This is a genomic window from Spirosoma humi (genome assembly GCF_054776575.1).
The window spans coordinates 26,663-51,883 of sequence record NZ_BAAHBR010000017.1; the positions used below are offsets into that span (position 1 = coordinate 26,663).

General features: G+C 48.8%; 25 protein-coding genes. 4 read left to right on the plus strand and 21 right to left on the minus strand.

Features of this window, described 5'->3' with window-relative positions; genetic code table 11:
* Positions 1-83 precede the first annotated feature (83 nt).
* Positions 84-881: a 3-keto-disaccharide hydrolase gene (locus ACYU8Y_RS22335; protein WP_460940351.1), complete on the plus strand. Its 798-nt coding sequence runs from the start codon at positions 84-86 to the stop codon at positions 879-881.
* Positions 882-1,001: 120 nt separating this feature from the next.
* Positions 1,002-1,508: a SixA phosphatase family protein gene (locus tag ACYU8Y_RS22340; RefSeq protein ID WP_460940352.1), complete on the plus strand. Its 507-nt coding sequence runs from the start codon at positions 1,002-1,004 to the stop codon at positions 1,506-1,508.
* A gap of 204 nt (positions 1,509-1,712) precedes the next feature.
* Here ACYU8Y_RS22340 and ACYU8Y_RS22345 read toward each other — a convergent pair whose 3' ends face one another.
* Both ACYU8Y_RS22345 and ACYU8Y_RS22350 read right to left on the minus strand, forming a co-directional pair.
* Positions 1,713-2,120, minus strand: a complete 408-nt coding sequence (locus ACYU8Y_RS22345; RefSeq protein WP_460940353.1) for a Dabb family protein — start codon at positions 2,118-2,120, stop codon at positions 1,713-1,715.
* Between the two features lie 94 nt (positions 2,121-2,214).
* Positions 2,215-3,435 (minus strand): NADP-dependent isocitrate dehydrogenase, encoded by a 1,221-nt coding sequence (locus tag ACYU8Y_RS22350; RefSeq protein WP_460940354.1) that lies wholly within the window; start codon positions 3,433-3,435, stop codon positions 2,215-2,217.
* A 333-nt stretch (positions 3,436-3,768) separates the two neighbouring features.
* Here ACYU8Y_RS22350 and ACYU8Y_RS22355 point away from each other — a divergent pair, with 333 nt between their 5' ends.
* Positions 3,769-5,466: an amidohydrolase gene (locus tag ACYU8Y_RS22355; protein ID WP_460940355.1), complete on the plus strand. Its 1,698-nt coding sequence runs from the start codon at positions 3,769-3,771 to the stop codon at positions 5,464-5,466.
* Between the two features lie 72 nt (positions 5,467-5,538).
* On the opposite strand, the gene ACYU8Y_RS22360 is transcribed toward ACYU8Y_RS22355, so the two are convergent.
* Both ACYU8Y_RS22360 and ACYU8Y_RS22365 read right to left on the minus strand, forming a co-directional pair.
* The gene (locus ACYU8Y_RS22360; protein ID WP_460940356.1) at positions 5,539-6,378 is read right to left on the minus strand and encodes an endonuclease/exonuclease/phosphatase family protein; all 840 of its coding nucleotides are present in this window, start codon (positions 6,376-6,378) and stop codon (positions 5,539-5,541) included.
* Positions 6,379-6,734: 356 nt separating this feature from the next.
* Positions 6,735-7,082 carry a hypothetical protein gene (locus tag ACYU8Y_RS22365; RefSeq protein WP_460940357.1) on the minus strand — a complete coding sequence of 116 codons (348 nt, stop codon included), beginning with the start codon at positions 7,080-7,082 and terminating at the stop codon, positions 6,735-6,737.
* Between the two features lie 379 nt (positions 7,083-7,461).
* Here ACYU8Y_RS22365 and ffh point away from each other — a divergent pair, with 379 nt between their 5' ends.
* A complete protein-coding gene (ffh, locus tag ACYU8Y_RS22370; protein WP_460940358.1) occupies positions 7,462-8,781 on the plus strand; it encodes a signal recognition particle protein in 1,320 nt (439 codons plus the stop codon).
* A gap of 70 nt (positions 8,782-8,851) precedes the next feature.
* On the opposite strand, the gene ACYU8Y_RS22375 is transcribed toward ffh, so the two are convergent.
* The 17 genes from ACYU8Y_RS22375 to rplM form a co-directional block, all read right to left on the minus strand.
* Positions 8,852-9,556, minus strand: coding sequence for a DNA alkylation repair protein (locus ACYU8Y_RS22375; RefSeq protein ID WP_460940359.1), 705 nt, complete (start codon positions 9,554-9,556; stop codon positions 8,852-8,854).
* Positions 9,557-9,625: 69 nt separating this feature from the next.
* Positions 9,626-11,059 (minus strand): cell division protein FtsZ, encoded by a 1,434-nt coding sequence (gene ftsZ, locus ACYU8Y_RS22380; protein ID WP_460940360.1) that lies wholly within the window; start codon positions 11,057-11,059, stop codon positions 9,626-9,628.
* An 80-nt stretch (positions 11,060-11,139) separates the two neighbouring features.
* Positions 11,140-12,522 (minus strand): cell division protein FtsA, encoded by a 1,383-nt coding sequence (ftsA, locus tag ACYU8Y_RS22385; protein WP_460940361.1) that lies wholly within the window; start codon positions 12,520-12,522, stop codon positions 11,140-11,142.
* Between the two features lie 11 nt (positions 12,523-12,533).
* The gene (locus tag ACYU8Y_RS22390; protein ID WP_460940362.1) at positions 12,534-13,307 is read right to left on the minus strand and encodes a cell division protein FtsQ/DivIB; all 774 of its coding nucleotides are present in this window, start codon (positions 13,305-13,307) and stop codon (positions 12,534-12,536) included.
* 37 nt (positions 13,308-13,344) lie between these two features.
* Positions 13,345-14,730: a UDP-N-acetylmuramate--L-alanine ligase gene (murC, locus tag ACYU8Y_RS22395; protein WP_460940363.1), complete on the minus strand. Its 1,386-nt coding sequence runs from the start codon at positions 14,728-14,730 to the stop codon at positions 13,345-13,347.
* Positions 14,731-14,799: 69 nt separating this feature from the next.
* Positions 14,800-15,891: an undecaprenyldiphospho-muramoylpentapeptide beta-N-acetylglucosaminyltransferase gene (gene murG / locus ACYU8Y_RS22400; protein ID WP_460940364.1), complete on the minus strand. Its 1,092-nt coding sequence runs from the start codon at positions 15,889-15,891 to the stop codon at positions 14,800-14,802.
* Between the two features lie 100 nt (positions 15,892-15,991).
* The gene (locus ACYU8Y_RS22405; protein WP_046576897.1) at positions 15,992-17,113 is read right to left on the minus strand and encodes an FtsW/RodA/SpoVE family cell cycle protein; all 1,122 of its coding nucleotides are present in this window, start codon (positions 17,111-17,113) and stop codon (positions 15,992-15,994) included.
* A gap of 51 nt (positions 17,114-17,164) precedes the next feature.
* Entirely contained in the window at positions 17,165-18,520 is a 1,356-nt protein-coding gene (murD, locus tag ACYU8Y_RS22410) for a UDP-N-acetylmuramoyl-L-alanine--D-glutamate ligase (protein ID WP_460940365.1), read from the minus strand.
* A gap of 91 nt (positions 18,521-18,611) precedes the next feature.
* Complete coding sequence (mscL, locus tag ACYU8Y_RS22415) at positions 18,612-18,944, minus strand: large-conductance mechanosensitive channel protein MscL (RefSeq protein ID WP_460940366.1); 333 nt, start codon at positions 18,942-18,944, stop codon at positions 18,612-18,614.
* 34 nt (positions 18,945-18,978) lie between these two features.
* The gene (locus tag ACYU8Y_RS22420; RefSeq protein WP_460940367.1) at positions 18,979-19,968 is read right to left on the minus strand and encodes a DUF3078 domain-containing protein; all 990 of its coding nucleotides are present in this window, start codon (positions 19,966-19,968) and stop codon (positions 18,979-18,981) included.
* A 27-nt stretch (positions 19,969-19,995) separates the two neighbouring features.
* A complete protein-coding gene (locus ACYU8Y_RS22425; protein WP_460940368.1) occupies positions 19,996-20,838 on the minus strand; it encodes a mechanosensitive ion channel family protein in 843 nt (280 codons plus the stop codon).
* Positions 20,835-21,038 (minus strand): hypothetical protein, encoded by a 204-nt coding sequence (locus tag ACYU8Y_RS22430; RefSeq protein ID WP_460940369.1) that lies wholly within the window; start codon positions 21,036-21,038, stop codon positions 20,835-20,837. Before ACYU8Y_RS22430 ends, ACYU8Y_RS22425 begins: the two co-directional genes overlap by 4 nt.
* A gap of 10 nt (positions 21,039-21,048) precedes the next feature.
* Positions 21,049-21,654 carry an RNA polymerase sigma factor gene (locus tag ACYU8Y_RS22435; protein WP_460940370.1) on the minus strand — a complete coding sequence of 202 codons (606 nt, stop codon included), beginning with the start codon at positions 21,652-21,654 and terminating at the stop codon, positions 21,049-21,051.
* A gap of 465 nt (positions 21,655-22,119) precedes the next feature.
* Entirely contained in the window at positions 22,120-22,953 is an 834-nt protein-coding gene (gene tsf / locus ACYU8Y_RS22440) for a translation elongation factor Ts (protein WP_460940371.1), read from the minus strand.
* Positions 22,954-23,144: 191 nt separating this feature from the next.
* Positions 23,145-23,978, minus strand: a complete 834-nt coding sequence (gene rpsB / locus ACYU8Y_RS22445; RefSeq protein WP_460940372.1) for a 30S ribosomal protein S2 — start codon at positions 23,976-23,978, stop codon at positions 23,145-23,147.
* A 146-nt stretch (positions 23,979-24,124) separates the two neighbouring features.
* A complete protein-coding gene (gene rpsI / locus ACYU8Y_RS22450; protein ID WP_460940373.1) occupies positions 24,125-24,511 on the minus strand; it encodes a 30S ribosomal protein S9 in 387 nt (128 codons plus the stop codon).
* A 6-nt stretch (positions 24,512-24,517) separates the two neighbouring features.
* Entirely contained in the window at positions 24,518-24,961 is a 444-nt protein-coding gene (gene rplM / locus ACYU8Y_RS22455; RefSeq protein WP_046576880.1) for a 50S ribosomal protein L13, read from the minus strand.
* Positions 24,962-25,221 lie beyond the last annotated feature (260 nt).

A 25,221-nucleotide genomic window follows, 5' to 3' on the forward strand; every position in this document is an offset into this window, starting at 1 on the left:
TTTCCATGTAAAAGACCGCAAATTGACATTTAACCTATCTTTGAGCGTTTAATAGTCGGAATTCTTTAACCCGAAATTTTTTCATGAAAAACCTAAGCGTATCGCTGGCTGTTTGCCTTAGCCTTGCCTTTATGAATCAGGCGTTAGCCCAGCTTGAGCCATCCAAACAAACGCCACAATCTACCGAAATTTGGGAGCCGGTACCACCCGTTGTGACACCCGGTAATTTTTCGGCCAGCACAAGTGGCACGACGGCCCCGTCTGATGCCATTGTGCTTTTTGATGGTAAAAACACGGACCAATGGGTTGCCATTAAAGGCTACTCGCCCGCCAACTGGGAGAAAACCAACGAGGGACCATTGAAATGGCCCGTAACCGATGGGGTGATGTATTCGACCAAAGGGTTCTCGGCCCGCTCGAAGAAAGAGTTTAATGATTTTCAGCTCCATATCGAGTTCAAAACGCCCGAGAAGGTAGAGGGAAACAGCCAGGGCCGGGGCAATAGCGGTGTCTTTTTGCAGGGCCGTTATGAACTGCAGGTACTCGACAACTACAATAACCCTACCTATGTGGACGGGATGGTTGGTTCGATCTACAAACAGGCGATTCCGTTGGTCAACCCAAGCCGTAAACCTGGCGAGTGGCAATCATACGATGTCATTTATCAGGCGCCACGGTTCAACAAAGCCGGTATGATGCTCGATTACGCCTACGTAACGGTGTTGCTGAATGGTATTCTGGTGCAAAACCACGCAGCCATTCGGGGTACTACCGAATACATTGGTTATCCGAAAGTGCAGCCGCACGGCGCTGGCCCAATCCTGTTGCAGGATCACGGCAATCCAGTTGGTTTTCGCAATATCTGGGTTCGCGAGTTATAATGACCTGTATGCACAGTCATTGACTTAATCCGTAACGAAAGCCCTCGGTGAATGCCGGGGGCTTTTTTTGTATACTTGTAGTCTGAGTGTTGACCTTTTATTCCGTAAGTCCGTACACCTATGCGCTTCTTTACGTTGCTTATTTTTCTGATCGTCGTGTCGACAGCCTGTTCTACAACGACCGTATATATTGTTCGCCATGCTGAGAAGCTAAACGAAACCGATACAACCGACCTCACTCCGGCGGGATATGAGCGGGCAACTGCGCTTGCCAAAACGCTGGGCAACCGCGGAATCGACTCGATTTTCTCGACGCCCTACTACCGAACCCGCCAGACGGCTCAGGCATTGGCTACGCGCATCGGCGTTCCGGTGACAGACTATCCGGCCAAGCCAATCGAAGCCATTGTGAATCGAGTTAAGCAAATACGCCATAAAACCGTATTGGTGGTGGGGCATAGCAATACGATCCTTGAAATTGCCCGCGGGCTAGGTGCGAAACCCTCAATGGCTAAAATAGAATCGGGCGACTTCGACAACTTATTCCGGCTGCGTATTCATCAAGGGCCGTTCCGTCGCTCGGTGACCTTCTTTCCCAGTACATACGGCCAGCTAACGGCTCCTTAAAGAGTGACTGATACCATTTACCTGCCGCTCCCAAAACGGCAGCCAGCGTATTTTATAGACAAAAAGCGGTAATAAGGTTTTGAGCCTTATCACCGCTTTTTATTTGTACCAGACAGCATCTTGCTGTCTGAGTAGCCTTGCGCTAAACTAACTCGCAGATTCACTCAGACAGCAAGATGCTGTCTGGTACAAGGAGTACACCACTTACTTGGCCTGGTCGGTGAAATCGACGACGGTAACTTCGGCCAGCCAGGGGCCAACGATGCCACCAAATGCTTTATGCGCCGGGTGAGGTAGGTAAGCATCCCGATCTTTTTCATTGTCAAAGGTCAGGATGAACGCGTGTGTCAACCCTTTGTTCAGATTTTCGGGGCTGTTGTTCGTGCCCCACTTAAAGCCCTTGATCTGACTGATCTGCGAGGGCAGCGCTTCAAAAGCGGCCACAATTTCTTTCACTTTTTCGGCCGTTGTTTCAGGCTTGAACTTAAAAAGCACAATGTGCTGAACGGAGCTGCTTTTCATTTTTTTGACGGGTGGTTCGCTGGTTGGCGTATGAGCATAAGCCGCGATCGTAAGCAACGAAAGAACGGCGATTGTGAGCAGGTACTTCATAAAGCGATCAGGGGTTTGAGCTATAAAGATAAAAAAAATGCCGCTCTACTATGAGCGGCATTGTCTGAGCCGCCCGGTGGGCGGGCGGTTCGGATTAAGCTAATTTCACTTTCAGATTTTCGTCGAGTGCTTCGAGGAAGTCTTCGGTGTTCAGGTAATGCTCACCAGCGATTAACTTCGTACCCGATGGGTAAGCCGACAGAGCCAGATCTTTCGTCATTTTGCCGCTTTCAACGGTTTCTACGCATACGGCTTCTAGGGCGTTAGCGAAATCGATAAGTTCCTGGTTGCCATCCAATTGGCCGCGGAAAGCCAGACCACGCGTCCAGGCGTAGATCGAGGCAATGGGGTTCGTCGACGTTTTGTTGCCTTTCTGATACTCGCGATAGTGGCGCGTAACCGTACCGTGAGCCGCTTCGGCTTCCATCGTTTTGCCGTCGGGCGTAACCAGTACCGACGTCATCAGACCCAGCGAACCGAATCCTTGGGCTACGGTATCCGACTGAACGTCGCCATCGTAGTTTTTACAAGCCCATACAAAGTTGCCTTCCCATTTCAGAGCCGACGCAACCATGTCGTCGATCAAACGGTGTTCGTAATGAACGCCTTTTGCTTTGAACTCAGCGTCGTAAATTTCCTGGAAGATATCCTTGAAACGACCGTCGTATTTTTTCAGGATCGTGTTTTTGGTCGACAGGTACAGCGGCCAGCCTTTTTGCAGCGCCATGTTGAAACAGGCTTTGGCAAAACCACGAATCGACTCATCGAGGTTATACATACCCATCGCGACACCGGCGCCGGGGAAGTTGAATACGTCGTACTCCAGTACTGTTCCGTCCTCGCCTTCGAATTTCATGGTCAGCTTACCTTTGCCTGGTACCAGAAAATCGGTTGCGCGGTATTGGTCACCAAAGGCGTGGCGGCCGACAATGATGGGGGCTTTCCAGTTGGTGACCAGACGGGGAACGTTGTTCATGACGATAGGCTCCCGGAAAACGGTACCATCCAGAATGTTGCGGATCGTGCCGTTCGGCGACTTCCACATCTGCTTCAGATTGAACTCTTTAACGCGGTCCTCGTCGGGGGTGATGGTGGCACATTTGATACCGACACCGAATTCTTTGATAGCGTTGGCTGCATCAATCGTTACCTGGTCGTTGGTTTCATCGCGATACTCGATACCCAGGTCATAGTATTTAATGTCAACGTCAACGTAGGGCAGAATCAACTTGTCTTTAATGAATTTCCAGATGATACGGGTCATTTCGTCGCCATCCAGTTCGACAACCGGATTCGCCACTTTAATTTTTTCCATTTGACTTGATTATAAACGATTGAAAACGATACGAAAACTTGACAGGGCAGCCTGTTCTTTGCAAAAGTAGTGAAACCGGGGCAAGGGAGAAAATGAAAAGAAACAAGTCTACGCCTGATTTGCATGCGGGTTTCGCGAATAACATAAAGCCGGTTTAACGCTTGCTGTTTACTCCATTCTGTCATTCTTAAAAAGAAAGAGAGAAGGTTCGCTTCCGCTTTTACCTTTCCACTTTAAATCAATTTTTGAAAAAATAGATACGCCTTATAATCTGTTTTTCGGTACATTTATTGGTTCGTAAGGAAACGACCTAAACAAAATTTGGCATTACTCATGAAAAAGTGTACGAATCTATTATTGGCTTTTCTTCTGGTGCCGGCTGTGCTCTTCGGTCAGTCAAAGAAGGGAGCTAAGGGCGGAGACAAAATAGAAAAACTCAAGGCCGAAGCGGTAGCGGCTGTTGAGGCCAACAAGGAGCAGGCGCAGCAAATCAACGATATGCTGTTTAGCTTTGCTGAACTGGGCTTTCAGGAGGAAGAGTCGTTTAAATACCTGACTACACTCCTCGAAAAAGAAGGCTTTACGGTGAAGAAAGGCGTCGCCGGAATCCCGACGGCCTGGATTGCTACCTGGGGATCGGGGAAACCGCTGATTGCTGTTGGCTCCGATATCGACTGTATCCCCAAAGCCAGCCAGAAACCCGGTGTGGCTTACAAAGACCCGATTGTAGAGGGTGCGCCGGGCCACGGTGAAGGGCACAACTCCGGGCAGGCGCTCAATATTGTGGCGGTGCTGGCCGTGAAAAAATTGATGGAACGGGAAAAAATCCCCGGTACACTCATGCTTTGGCCGGGTGTTGCGGAAGAACTCGTTGGCACCAAAGCGTTTTACATTCGGGATGGCTATTTCAAGGATGTAGATGCCTGTATTTTTACGCACGTTGGAAATAACCTCGGCGTTTCCTGGGGCGACAATGGCTACAATGGCTTGGTTTCGGTGCGGTTTAACTTCGAAGGGCAGGCGGCTCACGCAGCGGGTGCCCCCTGGCGTGGTCGGTCGGCGCTGGATGCGGTCGAGTTAATGAACATCGGCTGGAACTTCCGGCGCGAACACCTCGAATTGACCCAGCGTTCGCATTACGTTATCTCTGACGGGGGCGATCAGCCCAACGTAGTCCCTTCCAAAGCCGCCGTCTGGTACTACTTTCGCGAACGGACTTACCCGAAGATCAAGAAGCTTTTCGAAACAGGCGTGAAGATGGCCGAGGGAGCCGCCATGATGACCGATACCAAGTTTACCTACGAGATACTGGGGTCGGCCTGGCCGGTGCACACCAACCGCCCGATTGCCTCGGTTATGTATGACAACATCAAGAAAGTTGGGCTGCCAACCTGGACCGATGACGATCAACTGTTAGCGCGGGCTTCTCAACTGGAATTACAGGCCCCCAAGGTCGAGGGGCTGGCCGTCAAGCTGGATTCGATGGGTATGCCAACGTCTACGGCTCCTGTAGTGATGATGGGTGGACAGGCGATGACGCCAATGGGGGGCGGCTCGGACGATATTGCCGATATTTCGTGGTCATTGCCAACCATTGTTCTGCGCTATCCCAGCAACATTCCGGGACTGCCCGGTCACCACTGGGCCAACGCCATTTCGATGGCGACGCCCATTGCGCACAAAGGTATTGTGGCGGGTGCCAAGGCTGAGGCCATGACCTTGCTGGATATGCTGCTAAAACCGGAGATCATCAAAGATGCCTGGGCGTATTACAAAGACGAACAGACTAAAGACATCAAGTATGAATCGTTGATTACGTCGAAAGAGCAACCGGCTATCTACCTGAATAAGAAGATTATGACCGAGTTTAAGCCCAAGCTGGAGAAGTTCTACTACGATCCAAGTAAGTACAAAACGTACTTGGAGCAGTTAGGGATCAAATATCCAACGGTTCGCGACGATCAGCGGGCAGCAGTGAAAAAAGAAGTGGAGAAAGCCGCGGCTAAAGTTTCGTCGTCGTCCTCCCGGTAGTCTCTAAAACCAGAATAGCAGAACGACTTAACCTGACGGTTATGCTGTTCTGCTATTCTGGTTTTAAAGCCATTACTTCAGGATCACCTTCACCATGACCGGTTGGTGGTCCGACGGATAACGTTGCTCTTTGGCGTCGGTCAGGACACCGTATTTCAGCACATCGAACTGTTTGCTGGTAAAGATGTAATCGATACGATCATTCATCGGTGCATCGAACTTGAAACTATTAAACGTTCCTTCCGGGCCGTAGGGCGGCATTTTTGTTACATCGTGCGCGTCGCTCAGCAGCGTCTTAATGGTTTTCACCTGCTCCGTGTCGGGCGTCGAGTTCAAGTCACCAACGAGGATAACGGGGGTGTTTTTCGCAATCTCCTTGATTTTCTGGACCATCAGTTTACCCGATTGCCGCCGGGCCTCTACGCCCTGGTGGTCGAAGTGGACGCTGAAGAAATAGAAGTCTTTCTTCGTTTTCAGGTCGTTGAATTTTGCCCACGAGCAAATGCGGTTGCAGCAAGTGGCGTCCCAGCCCTTGCCGGGTTTGTTGGGGGTTTCGCTGAGCCAGAAATTGCCGGACGCCAGGGGTTTAAATCGGTCTTTCTTGTAGAAAATCGCCGAGTGCTCGCCCGCTTCCTTGCCATCATCGCGTCCCGCGCCCAGAAAGGCAAATTCGGTTAATTCAGCCACATCGTTTAACTGGTCGCGCAGGGCTTCCTGGGTGCCGAACAGATCGAATTCATGAAACTGGATGAGCGCTTTCACATTCTCTTTCCGGTTCGGCCAGGCGTTCACACCATCGCCTTTGTTGTTGTAGCGAAGGTTATAGGTAGCAACAGTCATTGGGGTATCTTTTTGAGCGAACGTAGTCGTTGATAGTAAACTGCCAAGCAGGAGAAAAATCAAAAGACGCATTTTTGTCAAGTTTAAAAAGATAATTGGTTTGCGGTTCATTGTCTGTTAAGGGGTAAGGTCATTCGCCGTGATATCCTTTACAGACTACAAACCAAAAATTAGGGTATTTCTATCGACCCAAGACACAAACATAAATGCTCGATAGTTTGAATCATGACACAAAGACGACACGATGCTCAGTCCTTCTTAATGCCAAAACACGTCTTGGATATCGCAAAATTAGGCGTGTCTATGTTATGGGACCGTTAACTCTGGACACTGTATATTAAGCATTTTTAGTAGGCCCAGCTTAAAACACAAATACCCGGCAGTCTGAGTCGACCACCGGGCATTCGCGTAGGTGAGGGTAGAAAATATTACTTGCTAGTGTTCGTATGCGCGTGCCGTATTTCCCGCGCCATATTCATAAGCCGTTTCCAGCACCGGCCAATAGTCTTTTTATCTTCTGCTTTTTTCTCCTTTGCGACAGCCGTTGCTACTGCCGATTCGGGCTTAGCCGACGAGTTTCTGACTAAAACGGGTGTTTTATCGTAATTGACCGGTCGTGTTTGGGTATCTATAAGGGGGGCTGTCGTTAAGGGCGATATGGTTGTAAAGGCATCTCGCACTGGCATCGCGCTGATTTCTGATAAGATAAGCGGGCAGGTTAGTAGCGAGGCAATGGCCAAATAACCCGTTGCAGTTTTTCTTAAATTGACTCTCATAAAGAAATTGGTTTTATAATCCCTAATGATGTACATCAGTGACGACTGCAAAACGATATGCCTTCATCACAAATATATGTAATAGTATTATTACCTCATATATTTGTATTAAGTAATTGAAAAATAATTGCCCTACTGTTGGCAGCTACAAACACAGTGCCAACTTTTTTTTGCCTGGTTCCTGATTTTGCCGATCATTATACTGCCAGGAAAGAAAGTTCTTATTGATCCGAAGGCGGGTGGGGATTTTTTCGCAATTCTTTGCCGATGGGTGAATAGCGATCATGCGAGAATAACGTATAAGCTTATCTTAGTAGTATGTCTCTGCAAAAACGCCCGGCAGAAACTGTTATCTTTGTGTCATTGTTTGTGATAGACTATGTTTGAAAACCTTCAGGATAAATTAAATAAGGCCATAAAAACCTTAAAGGGGCAGGGCCGTATTACCGAAATCAACGTTGCCGCGACGATCAAAGAAGTACGTCGTGCGCTGACGGATGCCGACGTTAACTACAAAGTGGCGAAGGAAATCACGGATCGTATTCGTGAAAAAGCACTCGATCGGAAGGTGCTTATATCGGTTGAACCCGGCCAGTTGTTCGTCAAAATCGTGCAGGAAGAACTGACCGAGCTGATGGGGGGCGAAGCACAGGGAATCAATACCAAAGGTGATCCGGCGATCATCCTGATTGCGGGCTTACAGGGCTCTGGTAAAACAACCTTCTCGGGTAAGCTGGCTTCGTATCTGAAAAAGCAGGGTCGGGGTGTGCAACTGATTGCTGCCGACATCTACCGTCCAGCCGCTATCGACCAGTTGAAAGTACTGGGTGAGCAGGTCGGCGTAGACGTATATGCGGAACCAGAAAACAAGAATGCCGTTCAGATTGCTCAAAACGGTATTGCGTTGGCGCGAAAGGCCGGTAAGAAAATCGTTATTGTAGATACTGCTGGGCGTTTGGCCGTCGATGAAGCCATGATGCAGGAGATTGAAGCGCTTAAACGGGCCATTTCTCCTTCCGAGACGCTGTTCGTTGTGGATTCCATGACCGGACAGGACGCCGTCAATACCGCTAAAACATTTAACGAGCGGCTCAATTTCGACGGCGTTGTTTTAACCAAACTCGACGGCGACGCACGGGGTGGAGCGGCCCTGTCTATCAAGACGGTCGTTAATAAGCCCATCAAGTTCATTAGCACAGGCGAAAAAATGGAAGCCCTCGATGTGTTCTATCCTGATCGGATGGCTAGCCGGATCTTGGGCATGGGCGATGTTATTTCGCTGGTAGAGCGGGCGCAACAGGCATTTGACGAAGACGAAGCCAAGCGCATTAACGCCAAAATGCGTAAGAATCAGTTCGATTTCGACGATTTCCTGTCGCAGTTGCAGCAGATTAAAAAGATGGGTAACGTCAAAGACCTGCTCGGTATGATTCCGGGTATGGGCAAGATGATAAAAGACCTGGATATTGATAATGACTCGTTCAAGCCTATCGAAGCCATCATTAGCTCGATGACGCCCAAAGAACGTAGTCGTCCGGATATCATTGATGGAAGCCGCAAGAAACGCATTGCTGCTGGTAGTGGCACGAACATCACGCAGGTGAATAACCTGCTGAAGCAATTCGATGAGATGCGGAAGATGATGAAGAAAATGAACACCATGCAGGCGTCTGGCAAGATGCCTAAGATGACACGATAAGCGTGTTGAAAGAAGCAACGTTTGAGGTTTGTCGTTGGCTAACGTGTCAGCTAACGACAAACCTCAAAAGTTATAATGCCAGGTAGTAAGCTCGTTTCGCGGGCTCAAATCGCTCGATAGCATAGCGAAGGGCCGTCCGGGGCATCCGGCTGACGTTGTCATGTAAGAATTCCTCCAGCGCGTCAGCATTGCGTTTGCCCACTTCCCTAAGCATCCAGCCAACAGCTTTGTGGATAAGGTCGTGTTTGTGAGGCAATAGTTGTTCGGCAATGGCAAACGTGTCGCTGAACTGCCCAACCCGAATCAGCGCCAGGGTTGAGACGATTGCCAGGCGCTGACTCCATAAATTAGCCTCGCCCGCCAGTTCGTAAAGAGTTGACCGATCGTTTGTTAGGGCGTGTTTACCGAGAATATGGGTACACGTAACATCGACAAGATCCCAATTGTTAATGTAGCGACGGTTAGCCAGATAGCGTTCCCGAATAATTTCCTGTCGAATGGACGTTGCTTTACCGAATTGCTTCACCCAGATGAGTAATCCGACCATTCTGCATTCGTGGAGTGGATCCTGCACCAGTTTTTCTACATCCAATAGGGATAGGCTGGCATACTGCCGGACAACCGCATGCTGCTGTGGCATGGAAAGTCCCAAAAACTGATCGCCTTCGCCATACTGACCCGGCCCGGTTTTGAAAAAGCGGGTTAGAAGAATAGCCCGCTCCGGCTGGGCCATTGCTATCAATGTGTCTTTGACATCCCCAAACGTTGATTCCATAAGAGCAAAATAAAAGGCAGGGATTTACACAAATCCCTGCCCACTACCGGAACGCATTTACGCGTTCGATCAATCATTTAGTTTCGAACGAACGAACTCCTGTTCAGACAGCATCGGTAGGGAGTAAAGCATTGTTTTGTTCCGCTCGAAGGTAGGCCGATCGAGGTCGGCGGCTAAATACTGTCCCTTCGTGAAGGCCTCTACTGTGCGCCTGATCAGATCGGCATCGCTAGGCCGCTCTTCATCGTCGAGCAGCAGCACATCGGCTTCATCCTGGTAGGGGCGAATAATGCCGGGCGTTTCGGGGCGAATGATCGTTGTCCCATTGTAGCTGGTTGGGGTTTGCTTGTCGTCCGACTTGACACTTAGTCCCGGAAGAGCAGGGTCAATCTCTTCGCCATCACTGTCGACGAGTACCAGCTCTTCTTTCGTGTCCTCCTGATCCAGGCTATCTTCCGGCACATCCGAAAGTATGGCGTCTGGTTCAGCAGGAACTTCTGGTAAGGTTGTATCCTTCAACTGATCCATCAGGGTCGTTGTACCGTCGAATCCCGCTGCAATGATAGTTACGCGCAGATTTTCGCCAAGGTTGTCGTCCGTAATGGCGCCGAACTTGAACATTTTGGCTTCGCTCTGAATCTTTTTAGCCACGTGCTCCGAAATCGCCATCTGTTCTTTCAAACGCATAGCATGCTCCTTACTCGATGAGATGGTAAGCAGGATCCGTTTGGCTCCCCGGATATCATGGTCATTGAGCAAGGGCGAATTCAAGGCCGCTTCGATAGCCCGTAGCGCGCGGTCTTCACCCCCGATCTCGGCCGATCCCATTACGGATTGCCCAGCCTGTTCGAGCACTTTCTTAACGTCGGCAAAGTCAGCGTTGATATCACCCTGTGTTGTGATGATCTCCGCGATACTTTTCACCGCATTTGCCAGCACGTCATCAGCATGCGCGTAGGCTTCTGTCCAGGTTAATTCGCTGTATAACTCAGCTAGCTTATCGTTTAAGACAACCAGTACGGTGTCGCAGCTATTCTTAAGCTTTTCGATACCCTCGCGGGCCTGTTCTTTCTTGTCCGTTCCTTCGTACCAGTACGGGGCCGTTACTACCGCTACGGTCAGTAGGCCCATTTCTCGCGCAACCTCAGCGACTACAGGTGCTGCGCCCGTACCTGTACCACCGCCCATCCCCGCCGTAATGAAGACCATTTTGGTTGGAGGAGCCAGCAAATTCCGAATTTCATCGATACTGGCACGAGCCGCATCTTCACCGGCTTTGGCTTCGGTACCGGCCCCCAATCCATCGCCCAACTGCAACTTGGTTGGAACAGGATTACTCATAAGGGCTTGCCGGTCAGTATTGCAGACGGCGAAACTCACATCCTGCATTTTTAATTTGTGCATGTGCTTGACGGCATTGCCGCCCATGCCGCCCACGCCGACAACCTTAATGATAATTGGGTTGTCGTCTGGAAGTTCGAATCTATAGCCCTGACTATTCATCGTGTGGGTATATGGTGTCTGTTCGTTGTGAAAACTGCCTGCTTGCCTCTGTTCCGGCTCAGGCCGGTTCGATCTCATCATCAATACGTATCGGTTTCGTTACCCCGCGTTGGTTGAAGTGCTTCTTTAAGCTTATCAAACCAACTCTTCTTTGGTTCGGGTTCGGGTACCTTAACGCTGGCGGGTGGTTTTTGCGTACTACCCCCTGTTGGGTAAGCAGGACGAATGGGGCCAATAGGCTGTTCGTCTTCTTTGTAAGCCCGATTAGGATCACTGATAAACGAGATTCGATTATCAATCGTTTTGTAACCTGCCCAAACAAGGCCAACGGCCGTAGCATAGGCTGGGTCTCCAACTAAGTCGGCCCGACCATTGGGTTCAAGATGCTCCGGATAGCCAACACGAACTTCTTCGACACCGGTCACCCGGCCAAAAATGTGTTCTACGCCCGGAATCAGGGCCGATCCCCCGGTCAATACAATACCGCCCAGTAACTTGCCATCGTAACCCGACCGAATAATTTCAGCCTGAACCAACGCGGCAATTTCGCGAAGCCGGTCTTCAATAATGACGGCTACGTTTTTGAGCAGCACATCTTTAGGCTTGCGGTTGCTGAGACCCGGAACGGCTACAACTTCATTGAGATTGTATTCGCCGGGATTAGCACTGCCAAATTTCTTCTTGAGGAGTTCTGCCTGATTGGGAAGAATTTTGCAACCGGTCTGAATATCAGACGTCAGGCTATTGCCGGCCCAGGGAAATACCGCGACATGGCGTAATACGTTTCGGTAATAGATCGCCATTTCGGTGGTACCACCCCCAATATCGACCAGGGCAACACCCGCGTATTTCTCTTCGTCGGTTAACACCGCCAAACCCGATGCCAGGGCCGATAGCATCATGGTATCCTGCGCTAAGTTGTTGCGCAAAATACATTTACGAATGTTTCGGGCTGCGTTAGCTTGGGCTGTAATGAGTTGAAAATCAGCACCTAATTTGACGCCGTTTCGACCGACGGGCTGATTGACACTGGTTTCGTTATCGACCACAAAGTCCATTGGCAGCACATGGATAATTTCCTTGTCGGCCGGAATAGAGGTACGATACATATCGTTGAGCAAGTGGTCAATGTCTTCGATCTGCACTTCGTCGCCCGAAGACGACCGGGTAATGCTACCGCTTGACTTGACCGACGTTACGTGCGAGCCACTAAAGCTGACATTGACCAGGTGAATGTTTAAGTTCGACTGGTTCGATGCATCAGAGACCGCCCGTTTAATGGCATTTACTGTATTGTTGACGTTGACAACGGAGCCTTTCGCTACGCCATCGGTCAAGTTCGTTTCGCCCACGCCCAATACTTCGAGCGTTTCCTGTTCTTTATTGTTTCGAATCAATCGACCGGCAACCGCACATACCTTGGTGCTGCCAATGTCCAGACCCACCACTATTTTCTCGTCCATGCCCGTTGGTATCATTCGCACACTATTTGATTTCGATACTGAACGCTTACCCTGCTATAGCGGTCCCAGCCTTTGGCCGGTAAAACGTCTGTATATACTAGTTTCAACTTCTTAAGTTTCTCGTCCAGTTCCGTAGGTGGCCCAAAGTCAATGGTATGATTACCCACCTGAGGCCACATTGTTATTTCACCCCGCTCATCGACCGATAATTCGGTAATCTGTGCCCGCCAGAACGGATCGTCGTGAATCCGTTTCAGTAAGTCCAGCAGCGGTTTGTTTCGCTCATTGGCCAGTGAACGGTTTTGGGCAAAATAACTGCCCGTTAAAACCGGCACCCGTGCCGAGTAATTCATTGAAACCGGAAAAAAACGCCCTTCTTCACTTACATACTGTCCTGATACGTGTCGAACTCCATCGCCCGAGGGCATTAGCCTGGCTAACGGGCGAGGTTGCTCAATCACGACGAGGAGGCTGCCGCTTAAGTCACGAAAAACCTGGCATTTTTTTACTAAGCCATGTTGTTGTAACCTTGTTTCCAACTTACGCAAATCAACCTCACTGTAATTTTCACCAATGACTGGGTCTGCTCCCTGATTGGTTAAATACCCCATCACATCCCGACGTGTCAGAAAACGATGACCATCTACCTGATCCAACTGAATAAGTACATCCCGAACAGACTTTTGGCCGTGCCGAATTTCGGTAAACGCAATAAGCCCAAACAGGCATAAAACACTTCCGACCGTGAGTAACCACTTTTTGGATGATTTAAAGGTAGAAAACATCTGTAAATAAGCTGGATTGTTTCTGGGATATATTTATCTATTGGTCTACAAGTATGTTTTTTAATGGGGTTAACATTTGGTCAATGTCTCCCGCCCCAATGGTTACAAGTAAGGTAGGTTTCATTTTTCGAAGAACGTCGGGTAATTCAGCTTTGGTGCATTTTTTCTTTGTTTTCGAGTGAACGCCCTCAAAAATCAGGTCTGAGGTAACGCCTTCTATGGGTAATTCACGGGCCGGATAAATATCCAGCAGAATAACATGGTCGGCTACGGACAGACTTTGGGCAAAGCCCTCAGCAAAATCCCGGGTACGGCTGAACAAATGGGGTTGAAAAATCGCCGTTATTTCTCGATCCGGATAAAGCGCTTTCACTGACGACAGAAAAGCCTGCACTTCAGCCGGGTGGTGAGCATAATCATCAATAAATACGACAGAATCGGTTTTTAAAATGTACTCGAACCGACGGCGAACGCCCTTATAACTGTTGAGTGCCAGGCGGGTAGCTTCCGGCGATACGCCGACTTCAAGCGCCACCGCGCCAGCAGCCACCGCATTCTCGACATTGTGGAAGCCCGGAACACTTAACCGAATATCGGTAATAACACCACCCGGATAGACTAGGTCAAAGACGAACATGGCCTGCTCGATGCGTAAGTTCTGGCTGTAGTAGTCGCCTTCTGTCAATGAATAAGGGCGAACAGAAGCCTTCGTTTTATCGGCAAGCGACAAGCCCTGCTTCATAAACAGCACACCCTCGGGTTCGATCTGGCTAACAAACTTGCCGAACGAGTCGAGAACAGCGTCATGGGCTCCATAAATGTCGAGGTGATCGGCATCGGTGGAGGTAACAATGGCGTAGGTTGGAAACAGGGTTAAAAAAGAACGGTCAAATTCATCGGCTTCGACCACACATACTACCGATCGAAGGTCGTCGGTGGGTTGGTTAAGCAGAAAATTTGTGCCATAATTATTGGTAATACCCCCCAGAAAAGCCGCGCAGTTAACCCCGGCGTCACGCAGAATGTGCGCCACCATGGATGAGGTTGTAGTTTTTCCGTGCGTACCGGCAACCCCAATCGTTGTCATCTGGCCCGCCAGCAGGCCCAGCACCTGTGAGCGTTTTTGAAGGGTAAACGCCTGTTCGGTAAAGTATATATATTCAGAATGAGTTTTGGGAACGGCAGGCGTATAAATAACCAGCGTTTCGGTTGGGTTTGCCCGAAACTCGGCCGGAATCTGCTCAACATCGTCCGTAAAGTGAATAACCATACCCTCGGCCTGAAGCGCTTCGGTAAGGGCAGTGGGCGTTTTGTCGTATCCGGCTACGGTATAGCCATTTACCCGAAACCAGCGGGCAAGCGCACTCATGCCGATTCCGCCGATTCCCAGAAAATAAACGTACTTAAATTGGTCTACTGTCATTCTTTTGGGGAGGAGGGAGCCGAAGAGCATGAATATACGTCACATGCTAATACACTACTCCAACTTGCCTCATTTTGTTAGATTTACTACTTCACTGGCAATGTCCCGAGCGGCATTTGGCCGGGCCAACGTCTTTATTTGCTGACTTAACTGCTGCTGTTGGGCTTCATTCGCTAACAGCGCAAGGGCCGCCGTAACCAGTTCCTGTCTGGCTGTTCGATCCGTGACGAGCAAAGCTGCGTTGTGGTCGACCAGACTCATGGCGTTTTTAGTTTGATGGTCTTCGGCGGCTGCGGGAAATGGCACCAAAATGGCCGGGCGACCAACCAGACATAACTCCGATACGGATAATGCACCTGCCCGCGACACAACCGAGTCGGCAACCGCATAGGCCTTATCCATGTCGTAAATGAAGTCATAGGCTTTAATCAGATCAGATCCTGTGGCGGCTATGGCTGTTCTGGCCCGTTCGATAAAGGCCGGCCCTGTTTGCCAGATTACCTGGATGCCGGCCTCTACAAAGCGTTGCAGCCCAGTTTCTATGCTTTCGTTTATTGTTCGGGCTCCCTGGCTACCACCAATAATCAATAACGTCGGTCGGCTTGTTTGCAAACCAAACAGGGCTTGACCAGCTGCTACTTTTTCGCTGGAAAACTGAATGTCACTGCGAACGGGGTTACCGGTAATCTTGATCTTCTCGGCCGGGAAAAACGCATCCATGCCCGGATAAGCCACGCAAATACGTTTCGCCCAGCGGGCCAGCACTTTGTTGGTCAGACCAGCGTACGAATTTTGCTCCTGAATTAAGGTCGGCGTGCCATTCATAGACGCAGCCAGGAGAAGAGGACCGCTGGCGTACCCTCCTACGCCTACGGCCACGTCGGGCCGGAAGTCGCGAACAATTTGCCGGGCCCGGAGTAAACTGGTGCCTAATTTGAACGGAAAAGCCAGGTTTGCCAGTGTCAGTTCACGCTTTATGCCAACAATAGGTAACCCCACGATGGTATAGCCAGCGCGGGGTACTTTTTCCATTTCCATTTTTCCTTCAGCGCCAACGAATAGAATTTCGGTGGTTGAGTCGATGGTCTTGAGCTCGTTGGCAATAGCAATAGCTGGATAGATATGCCCTCCAGTACCGCCCCCACTAATTATAACTTTCATTTATTATGGGCTTATGGATTGTGTTATGTAGTTGCTTGCGGAGCGTTGGTCGTGCTTATTGACCTTACCCTGACAAACTACATAGCACAAACCATGAACATTAAATTTTACTCTCGTCGGCCTCGTCGCGGCTTACGCTCAACACAATACCAATTGCCAGACCCGTGAAAATGAGCGATGTGCCGCCCATACTAAGTAAAGGGAGTGGCTGACCCGTTACGGGGGCCAACCCAATCGCCACACAAATACTGGCAAAGGCCTGAAAGACAATGCTGAACGTTAAACCCGCCGATAACAGTCCTCCAAAGGGGCGGGTTGCCTTTTGAAGGGTTTTCATGCCTCGCCACAAAAACCAGATGTAGGCCAGCACGACCGGAATGCCCCCCAGCAACAGCCCGTATTCTTCGACAATGATGGCGTAAATAAAATCGGAGAATGGGTTTGGCAGGGTATTTCGCTGGTGGCTATTGCCAGGCCCCTGGCCCGTTAGCCCGCCATTGGCAAGGGCAATGTAGGATTGCTCGACCTGATAAAAAATCGTATCGGAACTCATGAAATTCTTTACCCTGTTCGAGGCTGTACCAAAGCGTTGCCCGGCTGCCAGGGCTATACCACCAAACACGACGCAGACCGCAATCATATAACCCAGGTAGCGCACAGGCACCCGGCCAATGTACATCAGCAAAAAGCAGGTGGCACCCAGCAACAGAGCTGTGGACGTATTTGACAGAATAATGAGCGAGCAAATAACCCCAATCCAGAGAATCAGGTTGAAGAGCACAATGGGGTCGCTCATGAATCGCTGCCGCTTGGCCAGCATCGCAGCCAGGTTGGAAATAAGGGCCAGCTTGGCCAAATCGGAGGGCTGAAACGTTTGGTTAATAATGGGGATTGTTACCCAGCGCGAGGCATCATTCAGGGTTGACCCTTTAAAGAAGGCCCAGAGTAACAGGGGAATGGAGAGCCATAAGCCAAACTTCGATAGCCGGGCGTAGTACACATAGTTGATCTTGTGCGCAAAATACGTACAGGCTAGCCCAATGAGCAGGAGAGACCCGTGCTTGAGCAGAAAGATTTCAGTATTCCCATCGAGTTCACGAAAGGCCTTGGTACCCGTTGCGCTGTAAACAACCAGCACACTCATGATGGATAGATAAAGCACGATCCACCAGATCTGACGGTCGCCTTTAAGATGTGTACGAATCCAGTCGCGAAGAAACATGCTTTTTTGAATGATAAATGATGAAAGACAACTGATGGATACGCGTATCCATCAGTTGTCTTTCATCAGAAAGGTTTGGACGGCCGCTTTAAACTGATTTCCGCGGTCTTCGTAATTTTTGAATAAGTCAAAGCTCGCACAGGCGGGTGATAGCAGCACGACATCGCCGGGAGCGCCCCATTCCAGTCCTTTTGCTATGGCATCGGTAATGTCCTGCGTTTCATACAGCAAGGGAACCGTACCGCCAAAATGGTCTACTAATTTATGATTGTCTACGCCTAAACAAATCAGCGCTTTTACTTTGTCATGCACCAGTTCATCTAACTGACGATAATCGTTTCCCTTGTCCTGGCCCCCTGCAATCCAGATTGTCGGCGCGTCCATGCTGGAGAGCGCGTAAAAAACGGAATCGACATTCGTGGCTTTCGAATCATTGATGAACTCAACGGCATTGATCGTCCCGGCGGGCTCGAGTCGGTGGGCGGCATTCTGGAATGTTTTCAGGCCAGCGTCGATACTGTCATTGGGTATACCCACCGATTGGGCCACCAATATGGCCGCCAGCATATTGATGGCATTATGTGGTCCGCGTAAGGGTGTATCGCTTTGTGAAATAGTAAATGAATGAGCCTTGTTTTTTGCCGTTAACGTTCCATCGACCGCATAGCCACCGGGCGATGGGGCGGCTTTCAGGGAAATGGGGAGCTGATAGACGTCTGGCTGTCGCTTTGCCAATTCATCCAGGATGGGCTGGCTTTCCATAAAATAAATGAAGTCGTCCTGCGGCCGTACATTCTGCAAAATACGGAATTTGGAATCTACGTAATTCTGGAAGTCGTAGTTGTAGCGATCGAGGTGATCGGGGGTAATGTTGAGCAGCACCATAACGTCGAGATGCGTTTGGTACATATCATCCAGTTGAAAACTGCTCAACTCCAGTACATAGTAATCGAAACGATCCGTAATAACCTGCTCGGCAAAACTATCGCCGATGTTTCCGGCCAGCCCTACATTCAGCCCCGCCGTTTTGAGTATATGGTAAGCTAGAAGCGTAGTGGTGGTTTTGCCATTGCTGCCAGTTATCCCAATCAACTTTGCCTGGGTGTAGCGGGCCGCAAATTCGATCTCAGAGATTATGGGTATGTTGTGGGCCCGTAGCTTTTGAACAAGTGGAACAGTGGATGGGATACCTGGACTTTTTACGACTTCAGTGCCCGCCAGAATACGCTCTTCGGTATGTTGGCCCTCTTCAAAGGGAATGCCTGCTGCCAGAAGAGTGGCCTTGTATTCGGGCTTAAGTGCCCCTCTATCAGAGAGAAAGACATCGAAACCTTTGGCTTGCGCCAGCAGAGCCGCCCCGACGCCACTTTCGCCCCCACCCAGAATGACTATTTTTTGCGCTGACATAAAAAAACGTTACAATCAGCAAAATAACGCATAAATGGAGAAGCCCTGACTATAGGTCAGGGCTTGGATGGTAAATTTTTCTTAACAGGCGTTAGCCTTTGGCGGCTAATGAGCTTGATAAACGGGCGCGATTGGCTAGTTTAACAATCAGGAAAACGACCCAGGCAATGATCAGGAACTGTATAAGTGTATTCATGAAATTACCATACCGGATGGCCACTTCCGGGGTTGTACCAACGGCCTCTTTGAGCACAATTTTTAATTGACTGAAGTCAACACCGCCAAGAACCAGACCCAGTATCGGGTTGATAATGTCCTCGACCAAAGAGGTTGTGATCTTACCAAAAGCAGCGCCAATAATGACACCAACGGCTAAATCTAACACGTTGCCCTGAGCAATGAATGTACGGAATTCGCTTAGCATAAGGTTATTAAGTTAGTTAGAAAATTAATATACGCTAAAAGCGGCCAAAAGTAGGATCTGCTTTGTCTTTCTTTTTACGGAAAGAACTCAAGTTATAGGAAAGGCCAATCGCCAGTGTTTGCTGAATTTGTAGAGAAGCGCTAAAATCCTTGTTGTAAAGCGCAATTAAGCCAAACGTCGTATTTAAATACCGACTGACTTTTGCTGTCAAAATGAGGTCGAGCCGGTGGTTGATGTTATCGAGTTGCGAGTATTCTGTAAAGAGTTGATAACGTGCATTTAACGATATATTTTCGCTGAGGTTTTTATTGAGTACCGCCTGTAATTGAAACGCCAGCCATTCGGTCCGGCTGCTTTTTCCGGGATCAACACCATAAGCTTTTTGTGTGGGATCGGGAACATAATTACCCGTTACGGCGTCTTGCCGTACGCGCACGCTCTGATCCGCCAGGAACGTAAAGCGGGGGGCTATAGGACTCAGCCGGAGAGCAAACCAGTCTGTGGGCTTGTAGGCCAAACCGGCGGCAAAGGTTAATTGGGCGGGTGCAAAAAAGTTAGATACTTTGAGGCTGGTTTGATCCGTCGGAAGCTTGTCGTATCGATAACCGGCAGCGAAGAATGTATTGAACGTGCCTGAAAGAAATAAATCCCACTTAGGCGCTATTTGATGACCCAACACCGAGATAATAATAATCTGGTCGGCTGCTTTGCGGGTGTTTCCTAACTGGGTAACATAGCCCAACTGAAGATCGGCGGTATTGTCCCAGGATGTTTTTCCTTTCTCATATAAAGCGCGGGCGGCAATAACGCCCCCAATCGCGATCGAATTTACTCCCCCGCCTGACCAGTTGCTGAATGAGGCCTGATTGAAATTAACCCCGCCACTAAATGATCGTTGCCAGTAAGAAGTGTCAATTTTAACGGCTACTGTATCCTTAAAATTTGTTGTTACTCTAACTGAGTCCTGTGCTGTTGCCTGAGTTACGCAAAGCCAGCTCACAAGTAGGTATACTACGTTTTTCATGAATAAAAAGAAGAATGTGCGCTTAGACTATTGCAAATCAGACGGTTGGAATATTTCTACATTTTTCGTTTGCAATACCTGGATTGGAATGACTGTGGTTGTATCGCCTGTGCGAAGTGTCAATGACAAGGAGTCAATTTTAATAATTTCGCCCTTCACATTATCAATCTGAACCGTCTGCCCTTCCTGATACTTATTTTTTGTATAGAATGATGACAGAATGTTGGCCATCAAATCCCGTGAGGCAAAGCCATAACCTACGGCGAACGAGAAAATTATGCCTCCAATAATAAGATTAAAACTCGATTCGAGGAGTTCCGTATTGATGCCCGCCTGCCCAAGTGCACTGATAACGGTTATAATTAGAAAAAACACGAAGACAATCATGCTGAGCAGGCGTCCGGAACTGATATTGAACGATTTACATAATCCGAGGACGGCTTCGCGCAATGCATCGGCCAGTAAAACGCCTACCTGCAGCATGATGGCTGCCACAACCAGCTTGGGAATGAAATTCACCAGCGACGATACCATATCGGTAATTACAGCCACACCCAGCGTTTCGGTTGAGGCTGTAATGAACATCAGCAGAATGTAATAGTAGAGGACTTTGGCAATGATTTCGCTGAGTTTGATTTCGGTTTTTAGCTGCTTTATAATACTGATTTCGTTTAACCGATTTCCAATTTTATCGAAACCTACCTTGCCCAAAACTCGCTGAATGATAAACGCTGCTAGCCGGGCAACACCAACGCCAATTAACAGGATCAGCATGGCCCCAAATATGCGGGGTACAAATTCAATGAATTGATTGATCAGATTCTGAAATGTATTGCGTATTACTTCGGCCAGATTAGGAAGCTGTTTCATAAAGGGGATTTTTTTTCAGTTGACGTGATGAGAAGTGGGTCTGCCAGGGTAGAAACGAGGTCGAACAAATCGCCGATATAGACATCGACAAGCGTGATCGCGTTTCGGATCAGATCGATTTCAGAAACTAACTCGTCTTTCAGATGAGGTGGGCAGACAGCGTCTGATTCAAATTCTTTAAATGGGTTTGGAGTTTCCATCGGGAGTTGTTTAGCGAAAAGGCCAGCGAATGGAAAGAGCGACTTTTATGACTACGAGCAGCCAGAAAACAGCCCCTTCGAGGTAGTGTTTGCGTAGTTTATCACGGGACCGTTTGAGCCGCATTTTGACTGCGCTCTCTGTCAGACCGTTTAAATCGGCAATATCCCGGATGCTGATGTCATCCTGGTATTTCATAAGCAACAGGGTTTGTTCTTCCAGAGGAAGTTGCCGTAGGGCTTTTTGAAGTTGTTTAGCCTCCATCTCGGCTATCTCGGCCAGGCCGTCGTCGTTGCCAACGTCTAATCGTTCCCAACCATCATCCATATACACTTCCCGGCGCAGGTTTTGCGATCGTAACTGATCGGTGCAGTGATTGTAGGTGATTGAGTACAGCCAGGTTGAAAATTTAGCCTGTTCCCGAAAGCTGCTCAGTTTTACAACTAATTTGAGGAAAATATCGTGGGTTAGATCTTCCGCACGAAGCGGGTCTTTGGTAAACGACAGACATTTTCGATACACTTTGTCACAGTATCGTTTGTATAACCGCTCAAAATATATGTTCCGCTGTGTCTCTACGTATAAACGTACTAGCTCCTCATCTGAAATCGTGTCCATTCTTTGCAGGGATGGTTGATAAGACATGAAAAGGTGCTGAAAGTAACAGCAACTTAAGGTCTTGTTAAGAAAAAGTTCATTAGTGTTAAATAGATATGGGAAAGGTTACAAATTGCAGGATGCCCTTGGATATGGGCTATGTCGGCCTTACAAAACTGGCTTCTGGGACAATATTGAGTTAAGTAAGGAACACCTATAAAACTCAAAAATAATAAAAAATGGATACTTACTTATATTCATAAGTTGGGTAAGTATATAAAAACAGAATTGATCATAGCCATATTTATTTCTTTTAGATATGAATTACCGATTTGCTTTATAGCTGTCTTTGCTTCTGTGGCTTCACTTTATGGAAAACTTTTGTTGTCCTTACCCTTTTCAGCTCAGGCTTACAAGGGGTTCCTATAAACAAAAAAATACCCGACTCATGAGCCGGGTATTTTTCAATGCTACAAACGAGCACTATTAACCAATCGATACCCGCTTGAAAGCCGTTACGGTTAGTCCTTTGCTTGTTTTTTCCAACAACTGGGCAATCGTTACCGAGTTGTCTTTAACAAACTCCTGATTCAATAAGGTATTATCCTTGTAGAACTTGTTGAGTTTACCCATTGCAATTTTTTCGAGCATAGCTTCTGGCTTGCCTTCCTGACGAGCCTGTTCTTTGCCAATTTCAATTTCGCGCTGTACAATTGTTGCATCAACGCCGTCTTTATCCAACGCAACGGGCTTCATAGCCGCAATCTGCATAGCGATATCTTTGCCTACTTCCGTAACGTCGGTACCATTCGTATTCGTCATCCCAACCAATACGCCTAATTTGCCATTCGAGTGGATATACGACACAACCTGATCGGCAGAAACGGTTTCAAAAGAAGCAACGTCAACTTTCTCACCAATTTTGCCCATTAGGTCGGTGATGTGATCCTGGAGGGAACGACCGTCAGCTTGAGGAGTAGCCAGCAACGTAGCTTTGTCCGTTGCCTCTGTAGCAACAGCCGTGCTCATGACGGTCATTGCCAAGTTTTGAAAATCAGCTACTTTAGACACTGGCTCGGTTTCGCAGGCCAGGGCGATTACTTTACCGCTTTTGCCATCAGGACTAACGTGCGCCAGTACAATGCCTTCGGCTGTTGTGTTGTCAGCCCGTTTGTCGGCTATTTTCTGACCCTGCTTCCGCAGGATTTCTTTTGCTTTTTCAAAGTCGCCATCGGCTTCGGTAAGGGCTTTTTTACAGTCCATCATGCCGGCTCCGGTCTCTTGCCGAAGTTTATTTACGTCAGCAGCAGTAATTGCCATAATAATAGGTGATTGTCTAATTAAATTGCCAAAAAATGTTTGGTACTCAAGGCGTTGCGTCCCGAAATGGAATAGCCCATAGCGGCTGGCTACGGGCTATTTCAAGTTCAGGTTTATAGTATTCGGTATACAGTTCTAATTTGTCGGCAACCGTAGCAACGGGCCGCCAAAGACGGTATACCCTAAACCTTTTATGCGTCTTGCTCGTCTTCAGCGACAGCGGCCGGAGCAGCAGTAGCTTCAGGCTGAGTTTCACCTTCGGCCTTAGCCTGGGCAAGATCTTCAGACCGTTTGGCTTCTTCTTCTTCCTGAACGCGTTGATCGTCTTTATCCTGTTTCCGCTCCATCAGACCTTCTTCGATGGCCTTACCGATGGCAAGCGTAATCAGTGAAATCGACTTGTATGCATCGTCGTTGGCTGGGATAGCGAAGTCAACTTCTTCGGGGTTCGAGTTCGTATCGCACATGGCAAATACGGGGATACCCAGACGGTGTGCTTCGGCAACCGCAATGTGTTCACGCTTTACGTCAACAACGAACAAAGCGGCTGGCAAACGAGTCAGGTCGGCAATACCGCCCAATACGCGCTCCAGTTTTTCTTTGTCGCGGGTACGAGTCAAACGCTCCCGCTTGGCAATACTTTTGACGGTCTCCTCGTCTTTCAGCATTTTGTCCAGCGTTTGCATTTTCTTCAGCGACTTGCGGATCGTGGCGAAGTTCGTCAACATACCGCCCTGCCAGCGATCTGTAACGTAAGGCATTTTCAGGCGACGCGCTTCTTCCGAAACGATTTCCTGAGCCTGTTTCTTCGTAGCCACAAACATCACTTTCCGGCCTGAGCGAACGATACCTTTGATGGCGTTCGCAGCTTCGTCCAGCGCAGCAACTGTTTTGTTGAGGTCAATAATATGGATGCCGTTCTTCTCCATGAAGATATACGGAGCCATCCGGGGGTCCCACTTACGCGTAAGGTGGCCAAAGTGCACACCAGCGTCGAGGAGGTCTTTATATTCAATTTGTGCCATTTCCGACTTAAAAAATGAATGTTGTTAAAAAATACGCAGCACCACCCGTCGGCATCATCTAAGGGTAGTCTGGACAAATAAATTTGCTGTACGGCTTCTGGTCCAGGGCCATCGAAATGATCCAAAACATTGAACCGAAAACGCTGTTAACGTTTCGAGAACTGGAACCGGCGACGGGCTTTCCGACGGCCATATTTTTTCCGTTCTACCATACGCGAATCCCGCGTCAGGAAGCCTTCTTTCTTGAGGGCTGGACGAAACTCAGCGTTCATTTCGACAAGTGCACGGGCAATAGCCATCCGTGTAGCTTCGGCTTGGCCGGATACACCACCACCGCGAACGTTCACTTTTACGTCGTAACCGCCAACACCGTTGACCGTTGCGAACGGCTGGTTCAGAATGATTTGCAGGACTTCGGTAGGAAAATATTGTTTGTAATCTTTTCCGTTCACCGAGATGGCTCCGCTGCCCGCCGACATATAAATGCGGGAGATGGCAGTTTTACGGCGGCCAATGGTATTAATACGATCCATTATGACTTAGAATTTAACTTCTGTTGGTTGCTGAGCCTCGTGAGGGTGTTGACCACCGGCATAAACGTACAAGTTGGTATACAACCGACGACCGAGCCGATTTTTCGGCAACATACCTTTTACGGCGTGTTCGATGATACGCTCGGGGTGTTTTTCAAGCAGCAACCGGGGCGATGCGAACCGTTGACCACCAGGATAACCTGTGTGGCGGACGTAGACTTTGTCGGTCATCTTGGCACCGGTCAGGCGAACCTTATCGGCATTGATGACAATCACGTTGTCTCCGCAGTCAACGTGTGGCGTGAAGTTGGTTTTGTGTTTGCCGCGAATCAGGCGTGCGATGTTGCTGGCCAGCCGACCGAGCACTTCACCCTGAGCGTCAACCACAACCCACTCCTTCTGCGCCGTTTCTTTGTTGGCAGAGATGGTTTTGTAACTGAGCGTATTCACTATTATGGAGACTAATTGTTTGATTTATAATACCTTACCTGTATAAAAAACAGGCCCGTCCTGAAACGGGAGTGCAAATATAGGAGATATAGCACTGAAATACAAGGCTATAGTTAAAATATGAAAGCGAAGCCTTATTTTCGCCCTATCTAACTTGATCACATCAAATGGCTGATTCTTTTCGACTTGACAGGACTGCGTTTAATATGGGCACTCACGAAGAAACAGAACGCTATCACGCCCGAAATCAACCAGAAACG